The following is a 20,978-nucleotide window of genomic DNA, read 5'->3' as shown; positions in this document are numbered from 1 at the left end:
GGCAACTTCAGGCTGACGGTTTCAAGACCTCCATCGACTTCGCGGGTCACGTTTATCGTGTCGCCAGAGACCTCCACCTTGTTCGCAAAGGTTCCCTGGCCCCAGCCGAGCAGCGCAGCGAGCATCTGGCCGGTCTGGTTGCTGTCGTCGTCGATTGCCTGCTTGCCGAGAATGATCAGTCCCGGCTGCTCTTCGCCGGCGACGCCCTTGAGAATCTTGGCGACCGCGAGCGGCTCGACGACGCCGTCGACCTTGACCAGGATGCCGCGATCGGCGCCCATCGCCAGACCGGTACGCAGCGTTTCGGACGCCTGCGCAGGCCCGATCGAGACGACGACGACTTCGGTCGCCTTGCCGGCTTCCTTCAGCCGCAGCGCTTCCTCGACCGCGATCTCGTCGAACGGATTCATCGACATTTTGACGTTGGCGAGTTCAACGCCCGATCCGTCACTTTTGACCCTGATCTTGACGTTGTAGTCGACCACCCGCTTGACCGGCACCAGAACCTTCATCGATCCTCTTTCGTTTTCGCTGGGTTTATCTTGTCGTGGCGGCGGAACCTAAAGCCCCGGATATCGGCGGTCAACGCAGCAGAGCCAAAAACGACCCAAAGCTAGCGGTTCTGACCGGGAACCCAAAGCACGTCCCCGGCGCCGTCGTTATTGACCGCTCGGCTGGCGACGAACAGGAAGTCCGACAGCCGGTTGACGTAGTGGACGCCGGCCGGATTGACCCGTTCCTCCGGCCGCGCGGCAAGTTCCACCATCACGCGTTCTGCGCGGCGGCATATTGTCCGCGCCAGATGCAGGTACGCGGCGCCGGGCTTGCCGCCGGGAAGCACGAATGACGTCAACGGCGCGAGACGCTCGTTGAGCTGATCGATTTCGCGCTCGAGCCGTTCCACCTGCGTCTCCAGGACGCGCAGCCGCTCGGCCTTGCCGTCGCGGTCCGGGACCGCCAGATCGGCGCCGAGGTCGAACAGGTCGTTCTGGATCCGGCCCAGCATCGCGTCGATCTCGGGCTCATCCGCCATGTGAACCCGCGCGACGCCCACCGCCGCGTTGGTCTCGTCGACCGTGCCGTAGGCGGCGATGCGCAGATCGTGCTTGGGCCGGCGCTCGCCGGTGCCGAGCGCGGTCGAGCCGTCGTCGCCGGTCCTGGTGTAAATTCGATTGAGAACGACCATGGCGCAGGACCTCGGCGGCAGAACGGCTTGTTTGTCGGAAGATTGACGAGTGGCGCCCGTGGCTAGCGGCCCAGCGCCCAGATCGCAAGCATGGTCACCACGATGGCGGCGAATTGCAGCAAAACCCGCAATCGCATCAGCTTCTGGGACCTGTTGGGAGACCCGCCCCGCATCATATTGATCAGGCCGAGCAGCAGAACAAGCGCAACCGCGCAAAGCGCAATCGGCAGGAGAAGCGTGCTGAGGAAGGTGGCCATTCTGGTCTCATAGCACCGGTATTCTAGCCGCGCCACCCGCCGCCGCCGCAACGAAGTTGGTTTGAGCGGGTTAGTAGCCGATGCTAGTGTCCCGCGCCGCAACCTTCCGTCAGGTGACCTGTGAGGCAGATCCGCTACGTCTACGCGGTCGTAATGGACGCTTTTTATACGTTTCTGGCGGATGACGGGTGGGCGATCGCCAGCCACATCGCGCTGTCGTCGCTGATGGCGCTGTTTCCGTTTCTGATCGTGCTGACCTCGCTGGCCGGCTTCGTCGGGTCCAAGGACCTGGCCGATCAGGCCGCCGAACTCATGCTGGACATCTGGCCGGCCCAGGTCGCCAGCACGCTGTCGGGCGAGATCCACGACGTGCTGACCACCACGAGAGGCGGCGCACTGACAATCGGCCTGCTACTGGCGCTGTACTTCGCCTCCAACGGCGTCGAGAGCCTGCGGGTGGCGCTGAACCGCGCCTATGCGGTGATCGAGGTGCGGCCGTGGTACATGCTGCGCCTGGAGTCGATCGGCTACACGCTGGTAGCGGCATTCACCGCGCTGGCGATGGCGTTCCTGATCGTGCTCGGCCCTCTGATCCTGGCAACCGCCCGGCACTACGTGCCGCTGCTGGTCGAGGACAACCAGACGCTGCTGACCGTGGTGCGCTATGGCATCGCGATCGGGGCGCTGACCGTCGCGCTGTTCATCCTGCACGCGCGGCTCCCCGCCGGGCGCCGGACCATCAAGCAGATCGTCCCTGGCATCGTCTTCACCATGGTGGCGTCGCTGATGTCAGGGATGGGTTTCGGCCTGTATCTGGCGCGCTTCGCCAACAACTACGTGACGATGTATGCGGGTCTCGCCTCCGCCATCATCGCCTTGGTGTTTTTGTATTTTATCGCGGCGATCTTTGTTTATGGCGGCGAACTCAACGCCGCCATCATCAAGTCGCGGCTGCCGGACGGCGTGACGCTTCAAGCAGCGCAGTTGCGAGCGCACGAGGAGACACCGGCTTGAGCAGGAAGGCGTCTGCCCCGGCTTCGCGGGCCGCAGCCTCGTCCTGATCGCGACCGGACACACCGATAATCGGAATGGCGCGAAGCGGCGCGGCGAGCCCACGAATCCGGCGGATCGCCTCGGGTCCGCTGATGCCGGGCAGCACCATGTCCATCAGCACCGCGTCGAAACCGCCCTGCGCCAGCCGCTCCGGCGCCGCCTCGCCGCTGCCGATGAACTCGGTGTGATGGCCGAGTTCGGTCAGGATCGCGTTGAGCACGACACGGCCGAACGGATTGTCCTCGACGCTGAGCAGGCGTAGCGGGCGGCTCAGCTCCATGACCGAACTATGCGGTCCCGGGGTGGTCGGCTGTGGCGGCTTCGCCCGCGTCAGCTTCACGGTGAGGGTGAACACCGCGCCGCCCTTCGGCCGCGACGTCACGGCGACGTCGCCGTGCATCGCCCGTGCAATCTGCCGCACCGACGACAGCCCAAGGCCCGCGCCACCGAAGCGCGACGCGATGCTGACATTGGCCTGCGAGAACGGCCGGAACAGCCGCTTGATTTCCGCGAGCGTCAGGCCGATGCCGCTGTCGGAGACAGCGAAGCTGACCTGCGCGGCGTTCTTGCCGGCGCTGGTCGAGCTGACCTTCAGCGCGACGTCGCCCTGCTCGGTGAACTTGACGGCGTTGTCGATCAGATTTTCCAGCGCCGCCCGCAGCCGCACCGCGTCGCCGACCACGAAGGCCGGCAGCCGCGGCGAGATCGTCACTACGGCACTCAATCCCTTGGCGGCGGCGCGGCCGGCCAGCGAGTCTCCGGCGTGGCGGGCGAGGGCGCGCAGATCGAAGAAGTCGTTGCGGGCGCCGAGACTCGCGCCGCCATCCACCGCGCCTAGCCGCGCGGCGTCGACGAAAAGCGTTGCGAGCCCAGCAAGATGTTCGGCGCCGGCCTTGATGGTCTCGACCCAGCGGCGCTCGCGCTCGCCAAGGTCGGAGGTGGCGAGCAGATCGCTGACCGCGAGGATGCCGGTGAGCGGCGTGCGGACTTCATGGGCGAAGGTCGCGAGCGCGGTCTCGACCATGCCGGACGCATTCGCCCTCTTGCGCACGCGCTTGACCGGCGCCCGCTTGAGCGCCGTTCGCCCGCTCCGCAGGGCGCGCGACTTCACTGTCATAACTCCCCCACCCCAACGCCCGGCACCATGCCATGACGCCGTTAACGGAGTCATTGGGAAAACGACATTCCGCGGCGCGGACCATGTGGCAAACCTGGGGCAAGCTCAGGCGGCCGGCGCAAGCCCGACCATGTTGCGAATCTGTTGCGGTGTGACGCCAGCCGCTCGCAACTCGCGCAGCCCGGTCGCCGCGGACGACTTCGACAGCTTGCGCCCTTCGGCATCGCGCAGCAGCAAGTGGTGCCGATATACCGGAGCCGGCAATCCGAGCAGAGCCTGCAGCAGGCGGTGCACGCTGGTCGACCAGAACAGGTCGGCGCCGCGGACCACCTCGGTGATGCCCTGCAGCGCATCGTCGATCACGACCGAGAGGTGATAGCTGGTCGGCGTCTCCTTGCGAGCGATGACGACGTCGCCCCAGGCCTCGGGCCGCGCCATGACCGATCCGCCGCCCGGGCCCTCGCCCAGTTCGGACCACGTCAGGTCGCCGACGAGCGCGCGCGCGGCATTCATGTCGAGGCGCAGCGCATAGGGGGCGCCGGATTCGATCAGTTGCGTCCGTTCGGTCGCGCCCAGCTCTTTGCCGATGCCGGGATACAGCGGCGCGCCGTCGGGGTCGCGCGGCCATGGCGCAACCGCATCCTTGGCGGCAACCAGGCGGGCGATCTCGGCGCGGCTTTCGAACGCCGGATAGATCAGCCCGCGCGCGGTGAGCTGCGCGACGGCGTCCCGATAAAGGTCGAGGTGATCGGACTGCCGCCGCACCTCGGGCTCCCAGACGAGTCCGAGCCAGGCCAGATCCTCGTAGATCGCCGCCTCGTACTCCGGCCGGCAGCGTGTCGCGTCGATGTCCTCGATGCGCAACAGCAAGCGTCCGCCGCCGGCCCGCGCCAGCTCGGCATTGAGCAGCGCCGAGTAAGCGTGGCCGAGATGCAGATAACCGTTCGGGCTCGGGGCAAATCGGAAAACGGGTGGCGGCATCGAAACCCCGGCGTCATTGCCGGACTTGATCAGGCAATCCATCGCGTAGACGATCCCTCTTACGATAGCGGATGGATGCCCGGGTCAAGCCCCGGCATGACGGTCTCGGCGCATGCAGCCGCCCCGAACGACAAGGCGACGATGAGCCAATGACCATCCACCTCGACACCCAGGCCGACCTCGAAGCCGCCATCACCACGTTGGTGAAGCAGGACCCGCGGCTACGCCCGGTGCTGAAGACGGCCGGCATGCCGGCGCTGCGGCGGCGCGATCCCGGCTTCAAGGGGCTGGCGGCGATCGTCTGCGGCCAGCAATTGTCGGTGGCGAGCGCGGCGGCGATCTGGGCGCGCGTGAGCGAGGCGTATGATCCGTTCGACCACGCGGCGATCAAGCGCGCCCGCACCGACCGGCTCGGCCGGCTCGGCCTGTCTGCCGCCAAGATCAAGACGCTGAAGGCCCTCGCCCAGGAACTGCACCACGAACGCCTCAACCTCGACGTCCTCGCCAACGAAGACGCCGACGTCGCCCACACCACGCTGACCGCGCTGCACGGCATCGGGCCGTGGACCGCCGACATCTATCTGTTGTTCTGCCTCGGCCATGGCGACGCCTGGCCGGCCGGCGATCTCGCCGTGCAGGAGGCGATGCGGATCGGGCTCGGCCTGAAGGCACGGCCGACCGTCAAGCAGATGGCGCCGCTCGCCGAACCCTGGCGCCCGCTCCGCGGCGCCGCGGCGCATCTGTGGTGGGCCTATTATCACGCAGTGAAGAAGCGCGAAGGCGTGATCGGGGAGAAGACGCAATCGTCGCCGTAGCCCGCATGTAGCGCAGTGGAATGCGGGAAGTCAGCGCGTGCTGCGCTCCTGAGCCTTGCCAGAATTCGAACGACAAATCGCCACACAAACCCATAGCTTCAAACGGCGATCACAGCGTGTAGAACGCGAAACACGCCATAACCGAAGAAGAATACAGATCCGACGGCAAACGCAATGGCTATGCGGCGCGCGGCTTCTGTTTTATTTCCCGGCGACTGTCGTGGCTCTGGCCATGCCTTTGAAGATGGATCAGCAAAATTATGAAGCGACTCCGGCGAAGGCAATCGCACTTCGCCATAAGAGAAATTGAAAAAACCAGCAGCACCAGCCGACACCACCATCATGCAGCCGACAACAAAGGGCCAAAGCGCCTTCAACGTTGGGATGAATCCCACAATTTGCGACGATCCAACACCAGATGATTTTCCAACGGATGCACTCACATAGGCGAGTATTACAGCGATGGCACCAGCGTTGAGTAAAAATAGCCACTTAAGCGTTTGAAGCCCATATTCTCGGATGCCCGTTAGAGCAACTATCCTTAATTCTGCGACTTGCTTTACGTACTCTTGTTGGGATTCGAAATGGTTACGCGCCTCCTGCCGTTGCAAAGCGTTTAGGTCTGCAAGCGACTGCTTGATGAGGTCCGGCGCATCACCGCATTCGGCCTTCAATTTCTCGATAGCTGCGGAAAGCAACCCGGGTTGACTATCGCGAGACCCCGTGTCTGCGCGGTCGCTCTGACCATTCATGACACACCTAACCTACCGAAATTTCGAATCGAACAATAATACCAGTAAAGGTTGCCCGCCAAACTCTCTATCTTTCGGAGAGAAGCGTATGGCCCGAGTTGCAGCGACAGGGCCGAGGGCGATGTCGAGATAGTACGCCTACTCCTTCTCCCTTTGCTCCAATTCTTCACCACGAAGCTATAGTGGCTACAGAGCGCGACGTTCCCAAGCCTCCTCCGTGCCTGAACGCAAGCTCAAGCTGCCTTCACGATTCACAAACAACAAGGCGCACCGACGGTGTCCGCCGGTGCGCCCCTCGTTACTCGCTGGTTCCCAGGCGCCGGGGCGCCCAGGCTGAAGCGGCTCAATCAGGAGCCTACCTCAGCGGGCGTCCCCAGCGAGGTGACAGCGTTTCGAGTGAGACACTGGATCACCTCCTTTCGTTGTTTCAGGAAGCTTCAAGATAGGAATGATTCTGCGGTTTGCAAAGCCCCGACCGCGACCGATCGCACGGGTGCGGAACGGGCCTGTCGTCTCGTGGTTGTTCCCGCTCACAGGGAGACCCCAAGATGACAGTAGAAGACGAGACCGTCAGCCTCATCGGCAGCGACAAGGTGCAGGGCACTGCGGTGTACGGCCCGGATGGCGAGAAGATCGGCAGCATCGAACGGGTGATGATCGAGAAGGTCAGCGGCAAGGTGTCGTACGCCGTGCTCAGCTTCGGCGGCTTTCTCGGCATCGGCGACGATCACTATCCGCTGCCCTGGCCGTCGCTGAAGTACAATGTCGAACTCGGCGGCTACCAGACCATGATCACCAACGATCAGCTGCAGAACGCGCCGCACTATGCCCGCGACGACGAGTACGACTGGAAGGGCGCCCGCAAGGTCGACGATTATTACGGCGTTGCACTGACCTGAGACGAGCTCCGCAGGGTGGGCATAGGCGCACGGCGCCTTGCCCTCTCTGCGGCGCGGCCTTCCCGTGGGCACGCTTCGCTGTGCCCGCCCTTCCGATTTCCTCTCACCTTGCGCGCCTCCATGATCGACGATCTCTGGTACAAGAACGGCGTGATCTACTGCCTGTCGGTCGCGACCTATATGGACGCCAATGGCGATGGGGTCGGCGATTTCCGCGGTCTGCTGCGGCGGCTGGATTATCTGTCCGGCCTTGGCGTCACGGCGATCTGGCTGATGCCGTTTCAGCCCTCGCCGGGCCGGGATGACGGCTACGACATCTCGGATTACTACAGCGTCGACCCGCGCTACGGCACCCTCGGTGACTTCGTCGAATTCACCCATGGCTGCAAGCAGCGCGGCATCCGGGTGATCATCGACCTCGTGGTCAATCACACCTCCGATCAGCACCCGTGGTTCAAAGAAGCGCGTTCCGACAAGAACTCGCGATATCGCGACTGGTACGTGTGGTCCGACAAGAAGCCCCCGCACGCCGACCAAGGCATGGTGTTTCCCGGCGTGCAGAAGACCACCTGGACGCACGACAAGCAGGCCAAGGCCTGGTACTTCCACCGCTTCTACGACTTCCAGCCCGACCTCAACACCGCCAATCCGCATGTGCGGGCGGAGATCCTGAAGATCATGGGGTTCTGGATCCAGCTCGGCGTCTCCGGCTTCCGGATGGACGCGGTGCCGTTCGTCATCGCCACCAAGGGACCGAAGGTGCGCAAGCCAGTCGAGCAGTTCGACATGCTGCGGATGTTTCGGGAATTTCTGCAATGGCGCAAGGGCGACTCGATCATCCTGGCCGAGGCCAACGTCCTACCGGAGGACGACTTCGAGTATTTCGGCGACGACGGCGACCGGATGCAGATGATGTTCAACTTCCACGTCAATCAGCATCTATTCTATGCGCTCGCCTCCGCCGACACCCGGCCGCTCGCCAAGGCCATGGCCGAGACCAAGCCACGGCCGGCGACCGCGCAATGGGGCCTGTTCCTGCGCAACCACGACGAACTCGATCTCGGCCGCCTGACCAAGGCGCAGCGCAAGACGGTGTTCGACAAGTTCGGCCCCGACAAATCGATGCAGCTTTACGACCGCGGCATCCGGCGGCGGCTGGCGCCGATGCTCGGCGGCGATGCCCGGCGGCTGCGGCTCGCCTACAGCCTGATGTTCACGCTGCCCGGCACGCCCGTGCTGCGCTATGGCGACGAGATCGCGATGGGGGACGACCTGGCGTTGCCGGAGCGCGGCTGTGCCCGCACGCCGATGCAATGGTCGACCGAGCCGCATGGCGGCTTCACCAAAAGCGACCGGCCTGACGTGCCGGTGATCGACCACGGCCCCTATGGTTATCAGCACGTCAACGTCGCGCAGCAGCGCCGCGATCCGGAATCGATGCTGAACTGGACCGAGCGGATCATCCGGATGCGCAAGGAAGTCCCGGAAATCGGCTGGGGCGACTTCAAGGTGATCTCGGCGCGCAATCCCGCGGTGCTGATCGTCCGCTACGACTGGCGCGGCAATTCGGTGCTGTTCATCCACAATCTCGACGAGAAGCCGCACGAGGTGACGTTCGCGACCGGCCTGCCGGGCGAAGCCGGCACCCGGCTGATCGACCTCCTGGGGGACGACCACAGCACCGCGAACGAATCCGGGCGCCATACGGTGATGCTGGACGCCTATGGTTATCGCTGGTACCGCGCCGGCGGACTGGATTACTTGCTGAGGCGCAGCGATATCGACCAGGTCCAGGACGGCCACCCGGGCTGAGCGGCGTTGACGGACTGTTAGGACAGCGCGGCGGGCCGCTGGAATTGATTCACCTCGGTGCTGATTGCCCGGTAGTTTCTTCACCGACCTTTACAGTGCTTTAGTTCCATCCTGCCAAAACTCGGCTTCGACGCGCGCGGGGCGCGAGATCGGGGCTGCACATGCAGAGGTTGTTCGCTGATTTTCGCGCAACTGACTTGCTTCGTCGCTTTGCGGGCGACCGGTCCGGCAATATCGGGGTGATCTTCGCGATCTCGCTGCTCCCGCTGCTGGGATTTGTCGGCGCCGCGATCGACTACTCGACCGCCAACCGGATCCGCACCAAGCTCGAATCCGCCCAGGACGCGGCCGTGCTGCTGGCAGTGAGCAACGCCGAGATCAACAAATCGGCGACCGACGCGCAGTCGGATGCGATCAAGTTTTTCAACGCCACCGTCGGCGCCTACGGGCTCAGCGCGACGATCAATCTCAACGTCACCGACGGCAACGGCAAGCGAAGCGCCAGCTCGAACTTCTCGACCACGGTCACGACCAGCTTTCTCAACCTGATCGGCTTTCCGACCCTGACGGTCGGCGACAAATCGACCTCCACGGTGTCGATGCCCGTGTACCAGGACTTCTATCTGCTGCTCGACAACTCGCCCTCGATGGGCGTCGCCGCCACTACCGCCGACATCTCCACCATGGTGGCCAACACTTCGGACAAGTGCGCCTTCGCGTGCCACGACCTGTCGAATTCGAACAACTACTACAACCTCGCCAAGAAGCTCGGTGTCACCATGCGGATCGACGTGGTCCGCCAGGCGGTTCAGCAGCTGACCAGCACGGCGACCGCGATCTCGGCGGTGAGCAACCAGTTCCGCATGGCGGTGTACACCTTCGGCAGCTCCTGTTCGTCGCTGGGCCTGACGACGATTTCGAGCCTCACCTCGAGCATGTCGAGCGTGCAGTCCGCCGCCAGCGCGATCGACCTGATGACGATCCCGAAGCAGAACTACAACAACGACCAGTGCACCGACTTCGACGCCACGATGGCGGCGATGAACGGCACGATTCCGACGCCCGGCTCGGGCACTTCCGACAATCCGCAGAAATGGCTGTTCTTCGTCTCCGACGGCGTCGCCGACGCGAACTATCCGTCGACCTGCAGCCGCACGCCGCTGGGCAACGGCCGCTGCCAGGAGCCGCTGACCGTCACGCAATGCACCGCGATGAAGAACCGCGGCGTCCAGATCGCGGTGCTGTACACCACCTATTTGGCGCTGCCGACCAACCAGTGGTACATGGACTACATCGCGCCGTTCAATCCGGGCCCCTACGGCCCGTCGACCAACAGCCAGATCGCCGCCAACATGCAGAGCTGCGCGTCACCGGGCTTCTATTTCGAAGTGAGCCCGACCCAGGGCATCTCGCAGGCCATGGACGCGCTGTTCAAGAAGGCCGTGGCGAAGGCGCGGCTGAGCAGCTGATCGGCAAGCGTCAGCGCAACGCTGCGTCTCGTCACTCTTCAGCCCCACCCACCGGCATTCCGGGGCGCGCGCGCTCGCGCGCCCCGGAATGACGGAGTTGGGGCGGGCGAAATAACTTGCGACAACGGCCGCACCTCTGAGCGTCGGCACGTTTCGCTTTGGCCAACTATCGGCGGCCAATCCTCGCTACACCACCGGCTCGGGCGCCGGGCCGATAACGACGCCTTCATTGCCGCGCAGGTCGAGGGTGGCGCCGATGCGTTCGCCGGCGCGGTCCATCAGGGTCGACAGCAGCACCTCGCCGTCGAGTCCGAACGCATCCGAGGCGGCCGACACCGGTTCGTCGCCAAGATTGAGCGCGACCAGTAGCGACCGGCCGTCATGGTGCCGGCGATACAGCAGCAGTTCGCCTTCCGCCGCGAGCGGCTGATAGTCGCCCTGGGTGAGTTGCGGATGCGCGCGGCGCAGCCGCAGCAGCGCGCGATAGAGGTTGAGGATCGACTGGCCGTCGGCGCGCAGATTGGCGACGTTGTCCTGCGCGGCGTCCGCGGCCAGCGGCAGCCAGGGTTTGCCGTCGGTGAAACCGGCGTTCGGCGATGCGTCCCACTGCATCGGCGTGCGGCAGCCGTCGCGACCGACGCCGATGCCGGGCACGTTCTTCTCGAACGGGTCCTGCACGTCCTGGGGCGCGATCGGCACCTGCGGCATGCCGATCTCGTCGCCGTAATACATCGTCGGCGTGCCGCGCAGCGTCAGCAGCAGCATCGCGGCGACGCGCGCCTGCGCCTCGCCGACCCGGCTCGCCACCCGCGGCCGGTCGTGATTGCCCAGCACCCAGTTCGGCCACGCCCCGACCGGCAGCGCCCGCTCGTAGCGGTCGATCAGCACGGCGATCTCGCGGGCATTCCACGGCGTCGACAGCAGCGCGAAATTGAACGGCAGCTGCGCGCCTTTCAGCTCCTTGCCGTAATAGGCGACCAGCCGCTCGATCGGCAGATAGATCTCGCCGATCAGCAGGCGGTTCTCGAACTCCTCCAGCACCGCACGCATCTCGGCGACGACGTCGAGCGTCTCGAGCTGGTCGGTCGAATACATCGGCTGCAGCGCCGCATGCGGCGGCATGCCGGGCACGAAATCCGGATTGGGCGGATTGTCGCGAAACTGGTCGTCCTTGATCAGGTGCCAGATCACGTCGACCCGGAAGCCGTCGACGCCCTTGCGCAGCCAGAACCGCATCGCCTCGTAGATCGCGGCGCGCACCTCCGGGTTGCGCCAGTTGAGGTCGGGCTGCTGCTTCAGGAAGGCGTGATAATAATATTGGCCGGTCGTCTCATCGAACTCCCAGGCGCTGCCGCCGAATTCCGACAGCCAGTTGTTGGGCCGGCCGCCGTCCGGCGCCGGATCGCGCCACAGATACCAGTCGCGCTTCGGATTGTGGCGCGACGACCGGCTCTCGACGAACCACGGATGCTGCTCGGAGGAATGGTTCGGCACCAGGTCGAGGATCACCTTGAGGCCGCGGGCATGGGCGGTCAGCACCAGCGCGTCGAAATCCGCCATGCTCCCGAAGATCGGATCGATCCCGACGTAATCGGCCACGTCGTAGCCGAAATCGGCCATCGGCGACGGGAAGACCGGCGACAGCCACAACGCGTCGACGCCGAGGTCGGACAAATGGTCGAGCCGGTCGATGATGCCGCCGAGGTCGCCGATGCCGTCGCCGTTGCTATCCTGAAACGAGCGCGGATAGATCTGGTAAAGCACCCCGCTGGCCCACCAGGACGGACTCGACACGCTCTCCATCGGCTTTCCTTTTCTTGTTGTGCGTCACACAAAGCCCGGCTGGCCACCTTGTTCCGGCGGCGGCCGATTTCGCCTCATGGCATAGCGATGCGTCGGAGGGATGAACCCGTGTCCGGGTGACGCCGGACAGAATTGCGCGCCGCGATCGGCTAGGCGTCTTCGCGAACGACTTTCATCAGCAGAAGGACGAAGACGGTGGCGCGGATCGACTCATCCAGCATCGCGATACCGGCAAGCGAGGGCCTCGGTAATTAAATCCGGCAGGCGATTGATCCTGAGCAAGCGCATTCACACGGCGCTTACTTAGTCTTGTGCGACGCGTTGTCACCGGTACGCCAATGCCTAAATTAGCTTGCCGCAACGCGAAAATGTGCGAGATTGGGAACTGGGTCGCGGGCCGTCGAATTGTCGGTGAATACTGAGATTCCTTTGCCCACCCACCACGATCGAGGAAGGTAAGCATGACGCAGATTGTAAAAGCATATGACGACGCGAAGAAGGCTCAGGCGGCCGTCGCCGAGCTCAAGGCAGCCTCGTTCGACAATGCCGAACTGATCACCAATGGTGCGAGCGGCACGCTAGTAAGCGTCGATCCGCCGTTCGGTAAGGGCGCGCAGGCCGAAGCCATCCTCAAGCGCCACGGCCCCTCGCAGGCGACGCCGAGCTACGCCAGCGGCTCGCTGAGCTCCTCCGCCAACCTCACCGGCGCACCGCGCCTGACCGACTCGCGCACTACGCTGGGCGGCATCTTCCCCGAGCTGACCAGCTCGAACTTCTTCCTGTCGTCGATGTTCGGCCCGCTGCTCTCGGCCTCGCAGAAGCCGTTCTCGTCGCTGGCGTCGAGCCAGAAGCCGTGGTCGTCGCTGTCCTCGAATCAGAAGCCGTTCTCGCAGCTCGCTGCTAATCAGAATGGTTCGGCCAAGCTGATCAACGATCCGGCGCCGTTCTCGTCGATGCTTGGCCTGCCTGTGCTACTCGGCCGCTGAACGCGCCGCTGAAATTCCGAACTGATACCGAGCGCCGGGCCCCTGCCCGGCGCTTTCGTTTGTGCGCCACTTAACCGTGCGCCAGAAACAGCTTGCACGCCGTGCCCGGTTCCGGAATCAATTAGTTCCCGAGGGGCGAGGATGCGACTTAGTTGTAGTCAAAGCAGCGAGCGGAAGAGCCGGCGGCCAGATTTGGCAGCCGGGCGACGGGCGTCGCATCGGCGAACCCGGCCGGCCGAGGCGACCGCCGATGTTTGAGATCGTCATTCTCGGCATCATTGCGCTGGCAGCGGCGTACTGGGCGGCGATGTGGCTGATCGGGCGGCACGATGATGTGCTGTATGGCTCGTTCGTAACGCCCGCTCCGGGGATGCCTGGCAGCGATGCGCCCTTCCCGGACTTCCCCGACACCCATTCGCCGCAGCAGGCCGCGCGACCGCTACCGCCCGAACTGCCGCGGCGCCCGCGCGCAGCGCCGTCCGCCGTTCTGCGAGAAGAAGCCCTGGCAATGCCGGAATGGGACGCGCAGGGGACATCGGAGCCGCCGCCGGGAGCCGCAGCGCCGCAACGCAGTGCACCGCCCGCGCGCGCTTCAGCTCCGCAGCAGGCGGACCTGCTGGCCTCGCTCCTGGAGACGATCAAGCGCGATCTCGGCGAGGGCGCCCGGCGCTAGCGGTCTATGGTCTGCGTCTGGGATCGCTTCGGGCTGTCCGCCCGGTCGATCCAGAGACTTCGATTAGTCGAGATGCCGCGGCGGCAGCATCGCCTTGGCGTGCTGATGTTCGGCCTCGTGGTCGCTCATGATCACCACACCGAACAGGATCACAACGGTCGACAGCGCCCCGGCTGCGATCAGCAGCATGTCGAAGTTCATCATGGTTACATCCCCCTGCATGAGCTGCAGTGGCGAAAGCATCGCGCCGCTCCGCGGGGCCGGCGTTGACGCCGATCAACTCCCGGCTTGGTCTTTGGCGTGCGGCAGCGTCAGCGCGCGCGGACGTGGAGGCGCAACAGCGCGGCCACTGCGTGCAGCGTCGGCATCGGATGGCCGACCAGATCGGCCAGCTCCAGCGGCGCCTGTGCGATCGCGCCGAGTTCGGGCTCGCGGCCTTGCCGCACGTCCTGCAGCATCGAGGTCGCGAACGGGCCGGCGCCGCGCAGCACGGTGATCAGTTCGTCGATCTCCGGATCGACCGCGCGGCCGACATGGGCCGCCAGCCCGGCCACCTCGCGGGCGATATCGCTGACGATCCGGATTGCCTCGGCGTCATGACCGAGTTGCTCGAGCGTCGCGCCGGTCAGCGCGGTGACCACATTGGTGGCGGCGTTGCGGATCAGCTTGCGCCACACCGCGCGGCGAATGTCCGGCTCGACCCGGACCGCGATGCCGGCTTCGGCAAACTGCGCGGCGATCGCCGCGAGCGGCGGCGCCCCGCCGACGGCGCCCAGTTGCAGATCCTGCCGGCCGCTGACGATGACATGGCCGCTGCCCAGCATGGTAACGCGGCTATAGACCACGCAGCCGATCAGCCGCTCCGGCGCAAACAGCGGCAGCAGGCTGCCGTCGGGATCGACCGCCGCCAGCGGCCGGCCGGCGCGCGGCGCCGGCTCGCCGAGGCCGTACCACCACGGCAGGCCGTTGATGGCCGGCATCAGCAGCGCGTCGGGCCGCATCGCCGGCGCGAGCCGCGGCAGCAAGGCCGGCAATGCACCAGCCTTGACGGCAACGATCACCAGGTCGTGGGCGGACAGATCGGAGAGGTCGGCCAACGCCGGCCGGAACGCCAGGTCGCGGTCGCCATCGCGCAGCGTCAAGCCGTGAGTGGCGATGAAGGTCTGCCGCGCGCCGCGCGCCAGTACGGACACCTCATGGCCTCCGGCCGCGAGCCGCACCGCCAGCGCGGTGCCGATCGCACCGGCGCCGACCACGCAAAGCTTCAGGCGAGCGGGCGCCACCGATGCCCCGGTGACGCCCGCGCCTGGCGTGCTGTCGCTCATGGCGTTCAAAACGCTCGCGTTCGGAACGCCGGGGTCAGAACGCCGGCCCCTGCGCCTTGGTCATGCGACGCACCGCGGCGTCGAAGAACAGCCGCGCGAAGGCGCTCTCGGCGATCAGATCGCGCGAGCTGTCGACGCATTGCTGTTTGACCTGATCCGGCAGCGGCGTGTCCGGACCCGGGATGCCACCCGCGGCGCACTGGATCTCGCAGGCGCGTTGCACCGTCCACAGCAGCATGAAGGCGCGCGGAATGTCCGGCGCGCCGACCGCGACGCCGTGGTTGCGCAGGATCAGCACGTCGCCCTGGCCGAGGCTGGCAAGCATGCGCTCGCGCTCGTCGTCATACAGCGTGATGCCCTCGAAGGTGTGATAGCCGACGCGGCCGGTGAGCTGCGCGCCGTAGAAGCTGTCGTGGCTGAGACCGCCGGCCTTCTGCGCCACCGCCGACATCGGCGTGGTGTGGGCGTGCAGCACGCAGTGCAGATCCTCGCGCGCCGAATGAATCGCGCCGTGCAGCGCGAAGCCGGCCGGGTTCGGCCTGTAGTTGGAGGTGCCGATCAGCTCGCCGGAGACGTCGACGGTGAGCAGATTGTCGGGCGTCACCTCGTTGTAGTTGAGGCCGAACGGATTGACGAGGTAGCGCTTCTCGGCGCCGGGCAGCCGCACCGAGACGTGGTTGAAGATCATCTCGGTCCAGCCGAAGAAATCGATCAGCCGGTAGCACAGCGCCAGCTCGGTGCGGAGCTGGGCTTCGGTCATGTGGTCCATCTTGGCATGCGCGTTCATGAGCGATCGCTCCTGGTTGCTGCGAAACTCTGTCCCCGCCGGAGCGAACGCTTCGGCGGGCCGCGTGTCAGTGAGCGTCGGCCGCCGCGGCGGTGCGCACGCCCAGATAGGAGGCGATGACGTCCGGATTGGCCGAGATCTCGGCGGCCCGGCCATCCACCAAGACGGCGCCGGATTCCATCACCTAGGCGTAGTCGGCGATGCGCAGCGCCGCCTTGGCGTTCTGCTCGACGAGCAGACACGACATGCCGAGGTCGCGCAGGCTCGCCACCGTCCTGAGAATGTCGCGGGTGATCAGCGGCGCGAGGCCGAGACTCGGTTCGTCGAGCAGCAGCAGTTGCGGCTTCGACATCAGCGCCCGGCCCATCGCCAGCATCTGCCGTTCGCCGCCCGACAGCGTCTTGGCGGCCTGCGCCTTGCGCTCGCGCAGCCGCGGCATCAGCGCGTAGACCTCTTCGAGCCCGGCCTCGAGATCGCGGTGGCCCTGCTGATAGCGGGCGAAGCCACCGAGCCGCAGATTGTCCTCGACGCTCATCGGCCCGAACAATTCGCGCGTCTCGGGGATCAGCGTCACGCCGCGCCCGACCAGCGCCTCGACCGAGGGCTGTTCGGCGGCCGTCTCGCCGAAGAAGCTCAGCGCGCCCTTGACCGGCAGCAGGCCCATCAGGCCGCTGAGCAGTGTGGTCTTGCCGGCGCCGTTGGGGCCGATGATGGCGATGATCTGGCCGCGGCGCACGGTCAGGCTGATGCCGTGCACCACATCGACGCGGCCGTAGCCGATATTGATCTTGTCGGCCTGCAGCAGAACATCGCCGGTCGTCGCGGTCATTCGGCGCCTCCGAGATAGGCCTCGATCACGGCCGGATTGCGCTGGATCTCGCAGGGCGTGCCTTCGGCAAGCTTCTGGCCGAACTGCATGACGACGATGCGATCGGCGAGGTTCATGACGAAATCCATGTCGTGCTCGACCACGATCACCGCGATGCCTTCCGCCTTGAGCTGCTTCAGCAGCCGCGCCAGTGCCTGCTTCTCGAGATGGCGCAGGCCGGCGGCGGGTTCATCCAGCAGCAACAGACAGGGATCGGAGGCGAGCGCGCGGGCGATCTCCAGCACGCGCTGCTGGCCGAGCGACAGGCTGCCCGCGGTCTGTGTGGCGCTCCCCTCCAGCCCGACGCGGCCGAGCTGGCGCAGCGCCTCGCCGATCAGCCGCGCCTCGGTCGGCCGGTCGAGCCGCAGCGCCGCGGCGGCGAACGAGGTGTCGACGCGGGCATGGGTGCCGAGCGCGGTGTTCTCCAGCACGGTCATTTCGGGAATGATGCGGACGTGCTGGAAGGTGCGGCCCATGCCGTCCCGCGACAGCGTGCGCGGGAAGTAGCTGCTCTCGCGGCCGAGGAAGTGCACGGTGCCGCTCGACGGCCGCTGCACGCCGGAGATCAGGTCGAACAGCGTGCTCTTGCCGGCGCCGTTCGGGCCGATCAGCGCCAGGATCTCGCCGGCCCTGGCGTCGAGGCTGATGTCGCGGTTGGCGGCGATCGCGCCGAAATTCTTGGAGACGCCGCGCACCGCCAGCACGGTCTCGCCGGGCTGCGGCTTGGCGCGCGCCGGCAGCGGCGCGGTGTCGGTCGACATCGACCACGCCTTCGGCAGCCGCATCCCGGTGAGATCGAGCAGCGCCGGCCAGATGCCGCGCGGCAGCAGCTGCAACATCGCCATCGCGACGACGCCGAAGATGATCACCTGGAAATCGCCCTGCATGCCGAGCAGCAGCGGCAGATTAATCTGCAGCCACTGATTGGCCAGCACCACGATGCCCGAGCCGACCAGCGCGCCGCCGATCGAGCCGGCGCCGCCGATCACCGCCATGAACAGATATTCGATGCCCTGATTGAACGAGAACGGCGACGGATTGAGGAAGCGCTGATAGTGCGCGTAGATCCAGCCGGCCAGCGCCGCCAGCAGACAGGCGATGACGAAGGCGGCGATCTTGGCTTTCCAGGTATCGACGCCGAGGCTCTCGGCCATGATGGTGCCGGACTTCAGCGCCCGGATGGCGCGACCGGGGCGGGAGTCGAGCAGATTGGTCATCGCCAGTTGCAGCAGCAGCAGCGCGCCCCAGATGCCGATGTACCAGGCCTTCGGGCTGTGAACGGCATAGCCCGCGATGGTCAGCGGCGGGATGTTGGTCATGCCGGCCTGGCCGCCGGTCTGCGGCAGCGCGGCAAATAGGTAGTAGGCGACGACCGCGAGCGACAGCGTCGCCAGCGGCAGATAGTGGCCCGACAACCGCGCGGTGATCAGCGAGCCGAACAGCGCCAGCACGAAGGCGACGGCGAGCGCTAGCGGCAGCGTCAGCCAAGGCGACAGGCCGTAAGTCGAGGAGACGTAGCCGGTGATGTAGGCGCCGATGCCCACATAGGCGGCCTGCGCGAACGAGGTGAGCCCCGCGACGCCGGTGAGCAGCACCAAGCCCAGCACCACAATGGCGGCGAGGCCGACATAGTTCAGCAGGGCGATCTCGTAGTCCGAGATCAAGACGGGCGCGGCCGCGACGGCAAGCACGAAGGCGATGCCGAGGCCGGTCTTGATGCGACGGCGGAGCTGCAGCGCCCGCGGCGATAGGTTCGCCTGCGCCGGCAGCGCCTCGGCGCCGTGATCGTCATCCTCCTTGATGCGGTGCTGACGCAGCGTCTGCACCAAGAGGATCGGGATGATCAGGCTGAAGACGATGACTTCCTTGTAGGTCGAGGCGAAGAACGACGAGTAGCTCTCGAGCAGGCCAATCAGCAGCGCGCCGAGCGCCGAGATCGGGTAGCTCGCGAGGCCGCCGAGGATGGCGCCGACAAAGCCCTTGAGGCCGAGCAGGAAGCCGGTGTCGTACAGGATGGTGGTGGTCGGGGAGATCAGCACGCCGGCCAGCGCGCCGATGAAGGCGGCGACCAGGAACGAAGCGCGGCCGGCCAGCGAGGTCGAGATGCCCATCAGCCGCGCGCCGGTGCGGTTCAGCGCCACCGCCTGCATGGCCTTGCCGTACAAGGTGTGCTGCGAGGCGAAATACAGCGCGGCGATCACCACCACGGTGACGCCAAGGATCAGCAGCGTCTGGCCGGCAATCGGCACGCCCATCACCGGGAACGTGATGTCGAGCAGCGGCGCCGAGCGCTGGCCGCTCGGGCCGAAGATATACAGCGCCAGCCCGGTCATGACGAAGTGGAGCGCCACCGAGACGATCAGCAGCACCAGCACGGAAGCGTCGGCAAGCGGCTGATAGACGATGCGATACAGCAGCGGCCCAGCCGCGGTGACCACCGCGATCGCGATGACCGCCTTCAGCAGCAGCGGCAGGTCGAAGCTGGTGGCCGCATAGGCCAGCGCCAATACGATCAGCGCCGCGGCGACACTGCGCAGGCTCGCCAGCAGCAGAGTCATCGGCCGCTGTTTGCGCCAGCCGCCGACGAGATCGAGCACGACATGCAGCGCGATCAGCAGCCCGAGCAGCGGGATCGTGCCGGGCCGCTGGCCGTCCTGCATGGTGACGAAGGTCAGCGCCCCGTAGGAGACGAACTCGCCCTGCGGCACAAAGGTGATGCGGGTGACCGAGAACAGCACCACGATCGCCACCGCCAGCAGCGCGTACACCACGCCATTGGCGATGCCGTCCTGAGCCAGAAACAGAGCGACGACGAGATTCACGAAGATCCTTTCGGCGACGCGAGCGGCGCGTCGTCTGCCGTGCGATGGTCGAGCGAGGTGTCGGTCGGAACTAACTCGCCGCGGATCGCGCCAGGCGATCCGCGGCGGGCGTGGCTGTTACTTCAGCAACTGCCAGGCACCGTCCTTCACCGTGATGGTGACGATGCTGCGGGCGTCGAAGCCGGAGTGATCGGCGGGGGTCATGTTGTAGACACCCTGCGCGCCGGTCAGGTCCTTGACGTTCTCCAGCGCGTCGCGCAGCGCGGCGCGGAATTCCGGTGTGCCCGGCTTGGCCTTGGCGGCGGCGATCGGCACGGTGCGCTCCAGCAGCAGGCCGGCATCCCAGACGTTGGCGCCAAAGGTGCCGGGCGCAACGTTGTACACCTTGGTGTAGGCGTCGATATAGGCCTGCCCCGATGCCTTGGACGGGACGTCGTCGCCGACCTGCGACTGCACCAGCATCGGGCTCGCGGCCAGGATGGTGCCCTCGACCTTCTTGCCGCCGAGCTTGAGGAATTCCGGCGTCGCGGCGCCGTGGGTCTGGTAGATCTTGCCCTTGTAGCCCTGATCGACCAGCGTCACTTCCGGCAGCACCGTCGTGGCGCCGGCGGCGCCGACCAGCACGGCGTCGGGCGAGGCCGACAGGATCTTCAGCGCCTGCCCGGCCACCGACGTATCGGAGCGGCCGAAGGTTTCCTCGGCGACAAGCTTGATGCCTTCCTTGTCGATCACCGACTTGAACGCCTTGGCGAAGTTGGCGCCGAGCGGATCGTTGGTGCCGATGAAGGCGACCGTCTTGACGCCGTTCTTCTTCATGTGCGCGACCAGCGCGTCCATGACCAGGTTGTCGTTCTGGGTGGTCTTGAACACCCACTTCTTCTTGGCGCCCATCGCCAGCACCCCCGGGGTGGTGCCGACCGGGGCCAGCATCACGGTCTGCGCATCGGCGATGAACGGCAGCACCGCGACCGCGTTGGGCGAGCCGGACGGGCCGATGATGGCGTCGACCTTGTCCTCGATCAGGAACTTCTGGACGTTCTTGGTCGCCTGGGTCGGATCGCTGTTGTCGTCCATGTAGATGTAGTCGACCGTGACGTCGCCGATCTTCTTCGGCAGCAGCGCCACCGTATTCTTCTGCTGCAGGCCGACCACCGAGATCGGCCCGGTCGACGACGCGATGACGCCGACCTTGACCTGGGCCATCGCCGGGCCGGCAAGCGCCGTCAGGATCGCCGCGGCCGCGAACGCCTTGAATGTCTGCATGAGTCCCTCTTCCGATCCGTCGTTGCGGGCCGCTGCCGGCTTCGCGGCTGCGGCCGCTCGGGTCAGGCGCGGGGGTGGTGCAGAGGGCTTTGAACGCGACTAATTCCCGT

General features: G+C 65.9%; 21 protein-coding genes. 7 read left to right on the top strand and 14 right to left on the bottom strand.

What is annotated here, in order from left to right; genetic code table 11:
* The 3 genes from ACOJTD_RS17250 to ACOJTD_RS17240 all read right to left on the bottom strand — a co-directional run.
* On the bottom strand, positions 1–512 hold a 512-nt coding region (locus ACOJTD_RS17250), incomplete at its 3' end, for an electron transfer flavoprotein subunit beta/FixA family protein (protein WP_420134108.1).
* A 101-nt stretch (positions 513–613) separates the two neighbouring features.
* Positions 614–1,186 carry a cob(I)yrinic acid a,c-diamide adenosyltransferase gene (locus ACOJTD_RS17245; RefSeq protein WP_420134107.1) on the bottom strand — a complete coding sequence of 191 codons (573 nt, stop codon included), beginning with the start codon at positions 1,184–1,186 and terminating at the stop codon, positions 614–616.
* 62 nt (positions 1,187–1,248) lie between these two features.
* Positions 1,249–1,443 (bottom strand): twin transmembrane helix small protein, encoded by a 195-nt coding sequence (locus tag ACOJTD_RS17240; protein ID WP_420134106.1) that lies wholly within the window; start codon positions 1,441–1,443, stop codon positions 1,249–1,251.
* A 120-nt stretch (positions 1,444–1,563) separates the two neighbouring features.
* Between ACOJTD_RS17240 and ACOJTD_RS17235 the strand changes: the two genes are divergently transcribed.
* Positions 1,564–2,457, top strand: coding sequence for a YihY/virulence factor BrkB family protein (locus ACOJTD_RS17235; protein WP_420134105.1), 894 nt, complete (start codon positions 1,564–1,566; stop codon positions 2,455–2,457).
* Here the strand turns inward: ACOJTD_RS17235 and ACOJTD_RS17230 are convergent.
* Together ACOJTD_RS17230 and gluQRS are read right to left on the bottom strand one after the other, a co-directional pair.
* Positions 2,384–3,613 (bottom strand): ATP-binding protein, encoded by a 1,230-nt coding sequence (locus tag ACOJTD_RS17230; protein WP_420134104.1) that lies wholly within the window; start codon positions 3,611–3,613, stop codon positions 2,384–2,386. The two genes, ACOJTD_RS17235 and ACOJTD_RS17230, sit on opposite strands and share 74 nt — an antisense overlap.
* A gap of 105 nt (positions 3,614–3,718) precedes the next feature.
* Positions 3,719–4,594, bottom strand: a complete 876-nt coding sequence (gluQRS, locus tag ACOJTD_RS17225) for a tRNA glutamyl-Q(34) synthetase GluQRS (protein ID WP_420134109.1) — start codon at positions 4,592–4,594, stop codon at positions 3,719–3,721.
* A 149-nt stretch (positions 4,595–4,743) separates the two neighbouring features.
* Between gluQRS and ACOJTD_RS17220 the strand changes: the two genes are divergently transcribed.
* Entirely contained in the window at positions 4,744–5,409 is a 666-nt protein-coding gene (locus ACOJTD_RS17220; RefSeq protein WP_420134103.1) for a DNA-3-methyladenine glycosylase family protein, read from the top strand.
* A 98-nt stretch (positions 5,410–5,507) separates the two neighbouring features.
* Here ACOJTD_RS17220 and ACOJTD_RS17215 read toward each other — a convergent pair whose 3' ends face one another.
* On the bottom strand, positions 5,508–6,161 hold the full coding sequence (locus ACOJTD_RS17215; RefSeq protein WP_420134102.1) for a hypothetical protein: 654 nt from the start codon (positions 6,159–6,161) through the stop codon (positions 5,508–5,510).
* Between the two features lie 548 nt (positions 6,162–6,709).
* Here ACOJTD_RS17215 and ACOJTD_RS17210 point away from each other — a divergent pair.
* The 3 genes from ACOJTD_RS17210 to ACOJTD_RS17200 all read left to right on the top strand — a co-directional run bounded on the left by ACOJTD_RS17210 (position 6,710) and on the right by ACOJTD_RS17200 (position 10,341).
* Positions 6,710–7,060 carry a PRC-barrel domain-containing protein gene (locus ACOJTD_RS17210; protein WP_420134101.1) on the top strand — a complete coding sequence of 117 codons (351 nt, stop codon included), beginning with the start codon at positions 6,710–6,712 and terminating at the stop codon, positions 7,058–7,060.
* A gap of 120 nt (positions 7,061–7,180) precedes the next feature.
* The gene (locus ACOJTD_RS17205) at positions 7,181–8,872 is read left to right on the top strand and encodes an alpha-amylase family protein (protein ID WP_420134100.1); all 1,692 of its coding nucleotides are present in this window, start codon (positions 7,181–7,183) and stop codon (positions 8,870–8,872) included.
* Between the two features lie 161 nt (positions 8,873–9,033).
* Positions 9,034–10,341, top strand: a complete 1,308-nt coding sequence (locus ACOJTD_RS17200) for a TadE/TadG family type IV pilus assembly protein (protein WP_420134099.1) — start codon at positions 9,034–9,036, stop codon at positions 10,339–10,341.
* 186 nt (positions 10,342–10,527) lie between these two features.
* On the opposite strand, the gene ACOJTD_RS17195 is transcribed toward ACOJTD_RS17200, so the two are convergent.
* On the bottom strand, positions 10,528–12,144 hold the full coding sequence (locus ACOJTD_RS17195; RefSeq protein ID WP_420134098.1) for an alpha-amylase family glycosyl hydrolase: 1,617 nt from the start codon (positions 12,142–12,144) through the stop codon (positions 10,528–10,530).
* 461 nt (positions 12,145–12,605) lie between these two features.
* Here ACOJTD_RS17195 and ACOJTD_RS17190 point away from each other — a divergent pair, with 461 nt between their 5' ends.
* Positions 12,606–13,130, top strand: coding sequence for a hypothetical protein (locus ACOJTD_RS17190; RefSeq protein ID WP_420134097.1), 525 nt, complete (start codon positions 12,606–12,608; stop codon positions 13,128–13,130).
* A 250-nt stretch (positions 13,131–13,380) separates the two neighbouring features.
* Positions 13,381–13,803, top strand: a complete 423-nt coding sequence (locus ACOJTD_RS17185; RefSeq protein WP_420134096.1) for a hypothetical protein — start codon at positions 13,381–13,383, stop codon at positions 13,801–13,803.
* Between the two features lie 63 nt (positions 13,804–13,866).
* Here the strand turns inward: ACOJTD_RS17185 and ACOJTD_RS17180 are convergent, their stop codons facing one another.
* The 7 genes from ACOJTD_RS17180 to ACOJTD_RS17150 all read right to left on the bottom strand — a co-directional run bounded on the left by ACOJTD_RS17180 (position 13,867) and on the right by ACOJTD_RS17150 (position 20,868).
* A complete protein-coding gene (locus ACOJTD_RS17180; RefSeq protein ID WP_420134095.1) occupies positions 13,867–14,007 on the bottom strand; it encodes a hypothetical protein in 141 nt (46 codons plus the stop codon).
* A gap of 107 nt (positions 14,008–14,114) precedes the next feature.
* Positions 14,115–15,128: a ketopantoate reductase family protein gene (locus tag ACOJTD_RS17175; protein ID WP_420134094.1), complete on the bottom strand. Its 1,014-nt coding sequence runs from the start codon at positions 15,126–15,128 to the stop codon at positions 14,115–14,117.
* 34 nt (positions 15,129–15,162) lie between these two features.
* The gene (locus ACOJTD_RS17170) at positions 15,163–15,915 is read right to left on the bottom strand and encodes a class II aldolase/adducin family protein (protein WP_420134093.1); all 753 of its coding nucleotides are present in this window, start codon (positions 15,913–15,915) and stop codon (positions 15,163–15,165) included.
* Between the two features lie 67 nt (positions 15,916–15,982).
* On the bottom strand, positions 15,983–16,075 hold the full coding sequence (locus ACOJTD_RS17165; protein WP_420134092.1) for a hypothetical protein: 93 nt from the start codon (positions 16,073–16,075) through the stop codon (positions 15,983–15,985).
* 24 nt (positions 16,076–16,099) lie between these two features.
* On the bottom strand, positions 16,100–16,744 hold the full coding sequence (locus ACOJTD_RS17160) for an ABC transporter ATP-binding protein (RefSeq protein ID WP_420134091.1): 645 nt from the start codon (positions 16,742–16,744) through the stop codon (positions 16,100–16,102).
* Entirely contained in the window at positions 16,741–19,605 is a 2,865-nt protein-coding gene (locus ACOJTD_RS17155) for an ABC transporter permease subunit (protein WP_420134090.1), read from the bottom strand. Before ACOJTD_RS17155 ends, ACOJTD_RS17160 begins: the two co-directional genes overlap by 4 nt.
* Before the next feature lie 117 nt (positions 19,606–19,722).
* A complete protein-coding gene (locus ACOJTD_RS17150) occupies positions 19,723–20,868 on the bottom strand; it encodes an ABC transporter substrate-binding protein (protein WP_420134089.1) in 1,146 nt (381 codons plus the stop codon).
* Between the last annotated feature and the right edge of the window lie 110 nt (positions 20,869–20,978).

This window comes from Rhodopseudomonas sp. (assembly GCF_048594845.1).
In the GTDB taxonomy this organism is placed as follows: domain Bacteria; phylum Pseudomonadota; class Alphaproteobacteria; order Rhizobiales; family Xanthobacteraceae; genus Rhodopseudomonas.
Note: the sequence above shows the minus strand (reverse complement) of the source record. Positions and strands in the feature narration are given on the sequence as shown.

Bases quoted from the DNA above. Each gene is read 5' to 3' on its own strand.
- ACOJTD_RS17245 (WP_420134107.1), bottom strand. From the start codon at position 1,186: ATGGTCGTTCTCAATCGAATTTACACCAGGACCGGCGACGACGGCTCG.
- ACOJTD_RS17240 (WP_420134106.1), bottom strand. From the start codon at position 1,443: ATGGCCACCTTCCTCAGCACGCTTCTCCTGCCGATTGCGCTTTGCGCG.
- ACOJTD_RS17230 (WP_420134104.1), bottom strand. From the start codon at position 3,613: ATGACAGTGAAGTCGCGCGCCCTGCGGAGCGGGCGAACGGCGCTCAAG.
- gluQRS (WP_420134109.1), bottom strand. From the start codon at position 4,594: ATGCCGCCACCCGTTTTCCGATTTGCCCCGAGCCCGAACGGTTATCTG.
- ACOJTD_RS17220 (WP_420134103.1), top strand. From the start codon at position 4,744: ATGACCATCCACCTCGACACCCAGGCCGACCTCGAAGCCGCCATCACC.
- ACOJTD_RS17215 (WP_420134102.1), bottom strand. From the start codon at position 6,161: ATGAATGGTCAGAGCGACCGCGCAGACACGGGGTCTCGCGATAGTCAA.
- ACOJTD_RS17210 (WP_420134101.1), top strand. From the start codon at position 6,710: ATGACAGTAGAAGACGAGACCGTCAGCCTCATCGGCAGCGACAAGGTG.
- ACOJTD_RS17205 (WP_420134100.1), top strand. From the start codon at position 7,181: ATGATCGACGATCTCTGGTACAAGAACGGCGTGATCTACTGCCTGTCG.
- ACOJTD_RS17200 (WP_420134099.1), top strand. From the start codon at position 9,034: ATGCAGAGGTTGTTCGCTGATTTTCGCGCAACTGACTTGCTTCGTCGC.
- ACOJTD_RS17195 (WP_420134098.1), bottom strand. From the start codon at position 12,144: ATGGAGAGCGTGTCGAGTCCGTCCTGGTGGGCCAGCGGGGTGCTTTAC.
- ACOJTD_RS17190 (WP_420134097.1), top strand. From the start codon at position 12,606: ATGACGCAGATTGTAAAAGCATATGACGACGCGAAGAAGGCTCAGGCG.
- ACOJTD_RS17185 (WP_420134096.1), top strand. From the start codon at position 13,381: ATGTTTGAGATCGTCATTCTCGGCATCATTGCGCTGGCAGCGGCGTAC.
- ACOJTD_RS17180 (WP_420134095.1), bottom strand. From the start codon at position 14,007: ATGATGAACTTCGACATGCTGCTGATCGCAGCCGGGGCGCTGTCGACC.
- ACOJTD_RS17175 (WP_420134094.1), bottom strand. From the start codon at position 15,128: ATGAGCGACAGCACGCCAGGCGCGGGCGTCACCGGGGCATCGGTGGCG.
- ACOJTD_RS17170 (WP_420134093.1), bottom strand. From the start codon at position 15,915: ATGAACGCGCATGCCAAGATGGACCACATGACCGAAGCCCAGCTCCGC.
- ACOJTD_RS17160 (WP_420134091.1), bottom strand. From the start codon at position 16,744: ATGACCGCGACGACCGGCGATGTTCTGCTGCAGGCCGACAAGATCAAT.
- ACOJTD_RS17150 (WP_420134089.1), bottom strand. From the start codon at position 20,868: ATGCAGACATTCAAGGCGTTCGCGGCCGCGGCGATCCTGACGGCGCTT.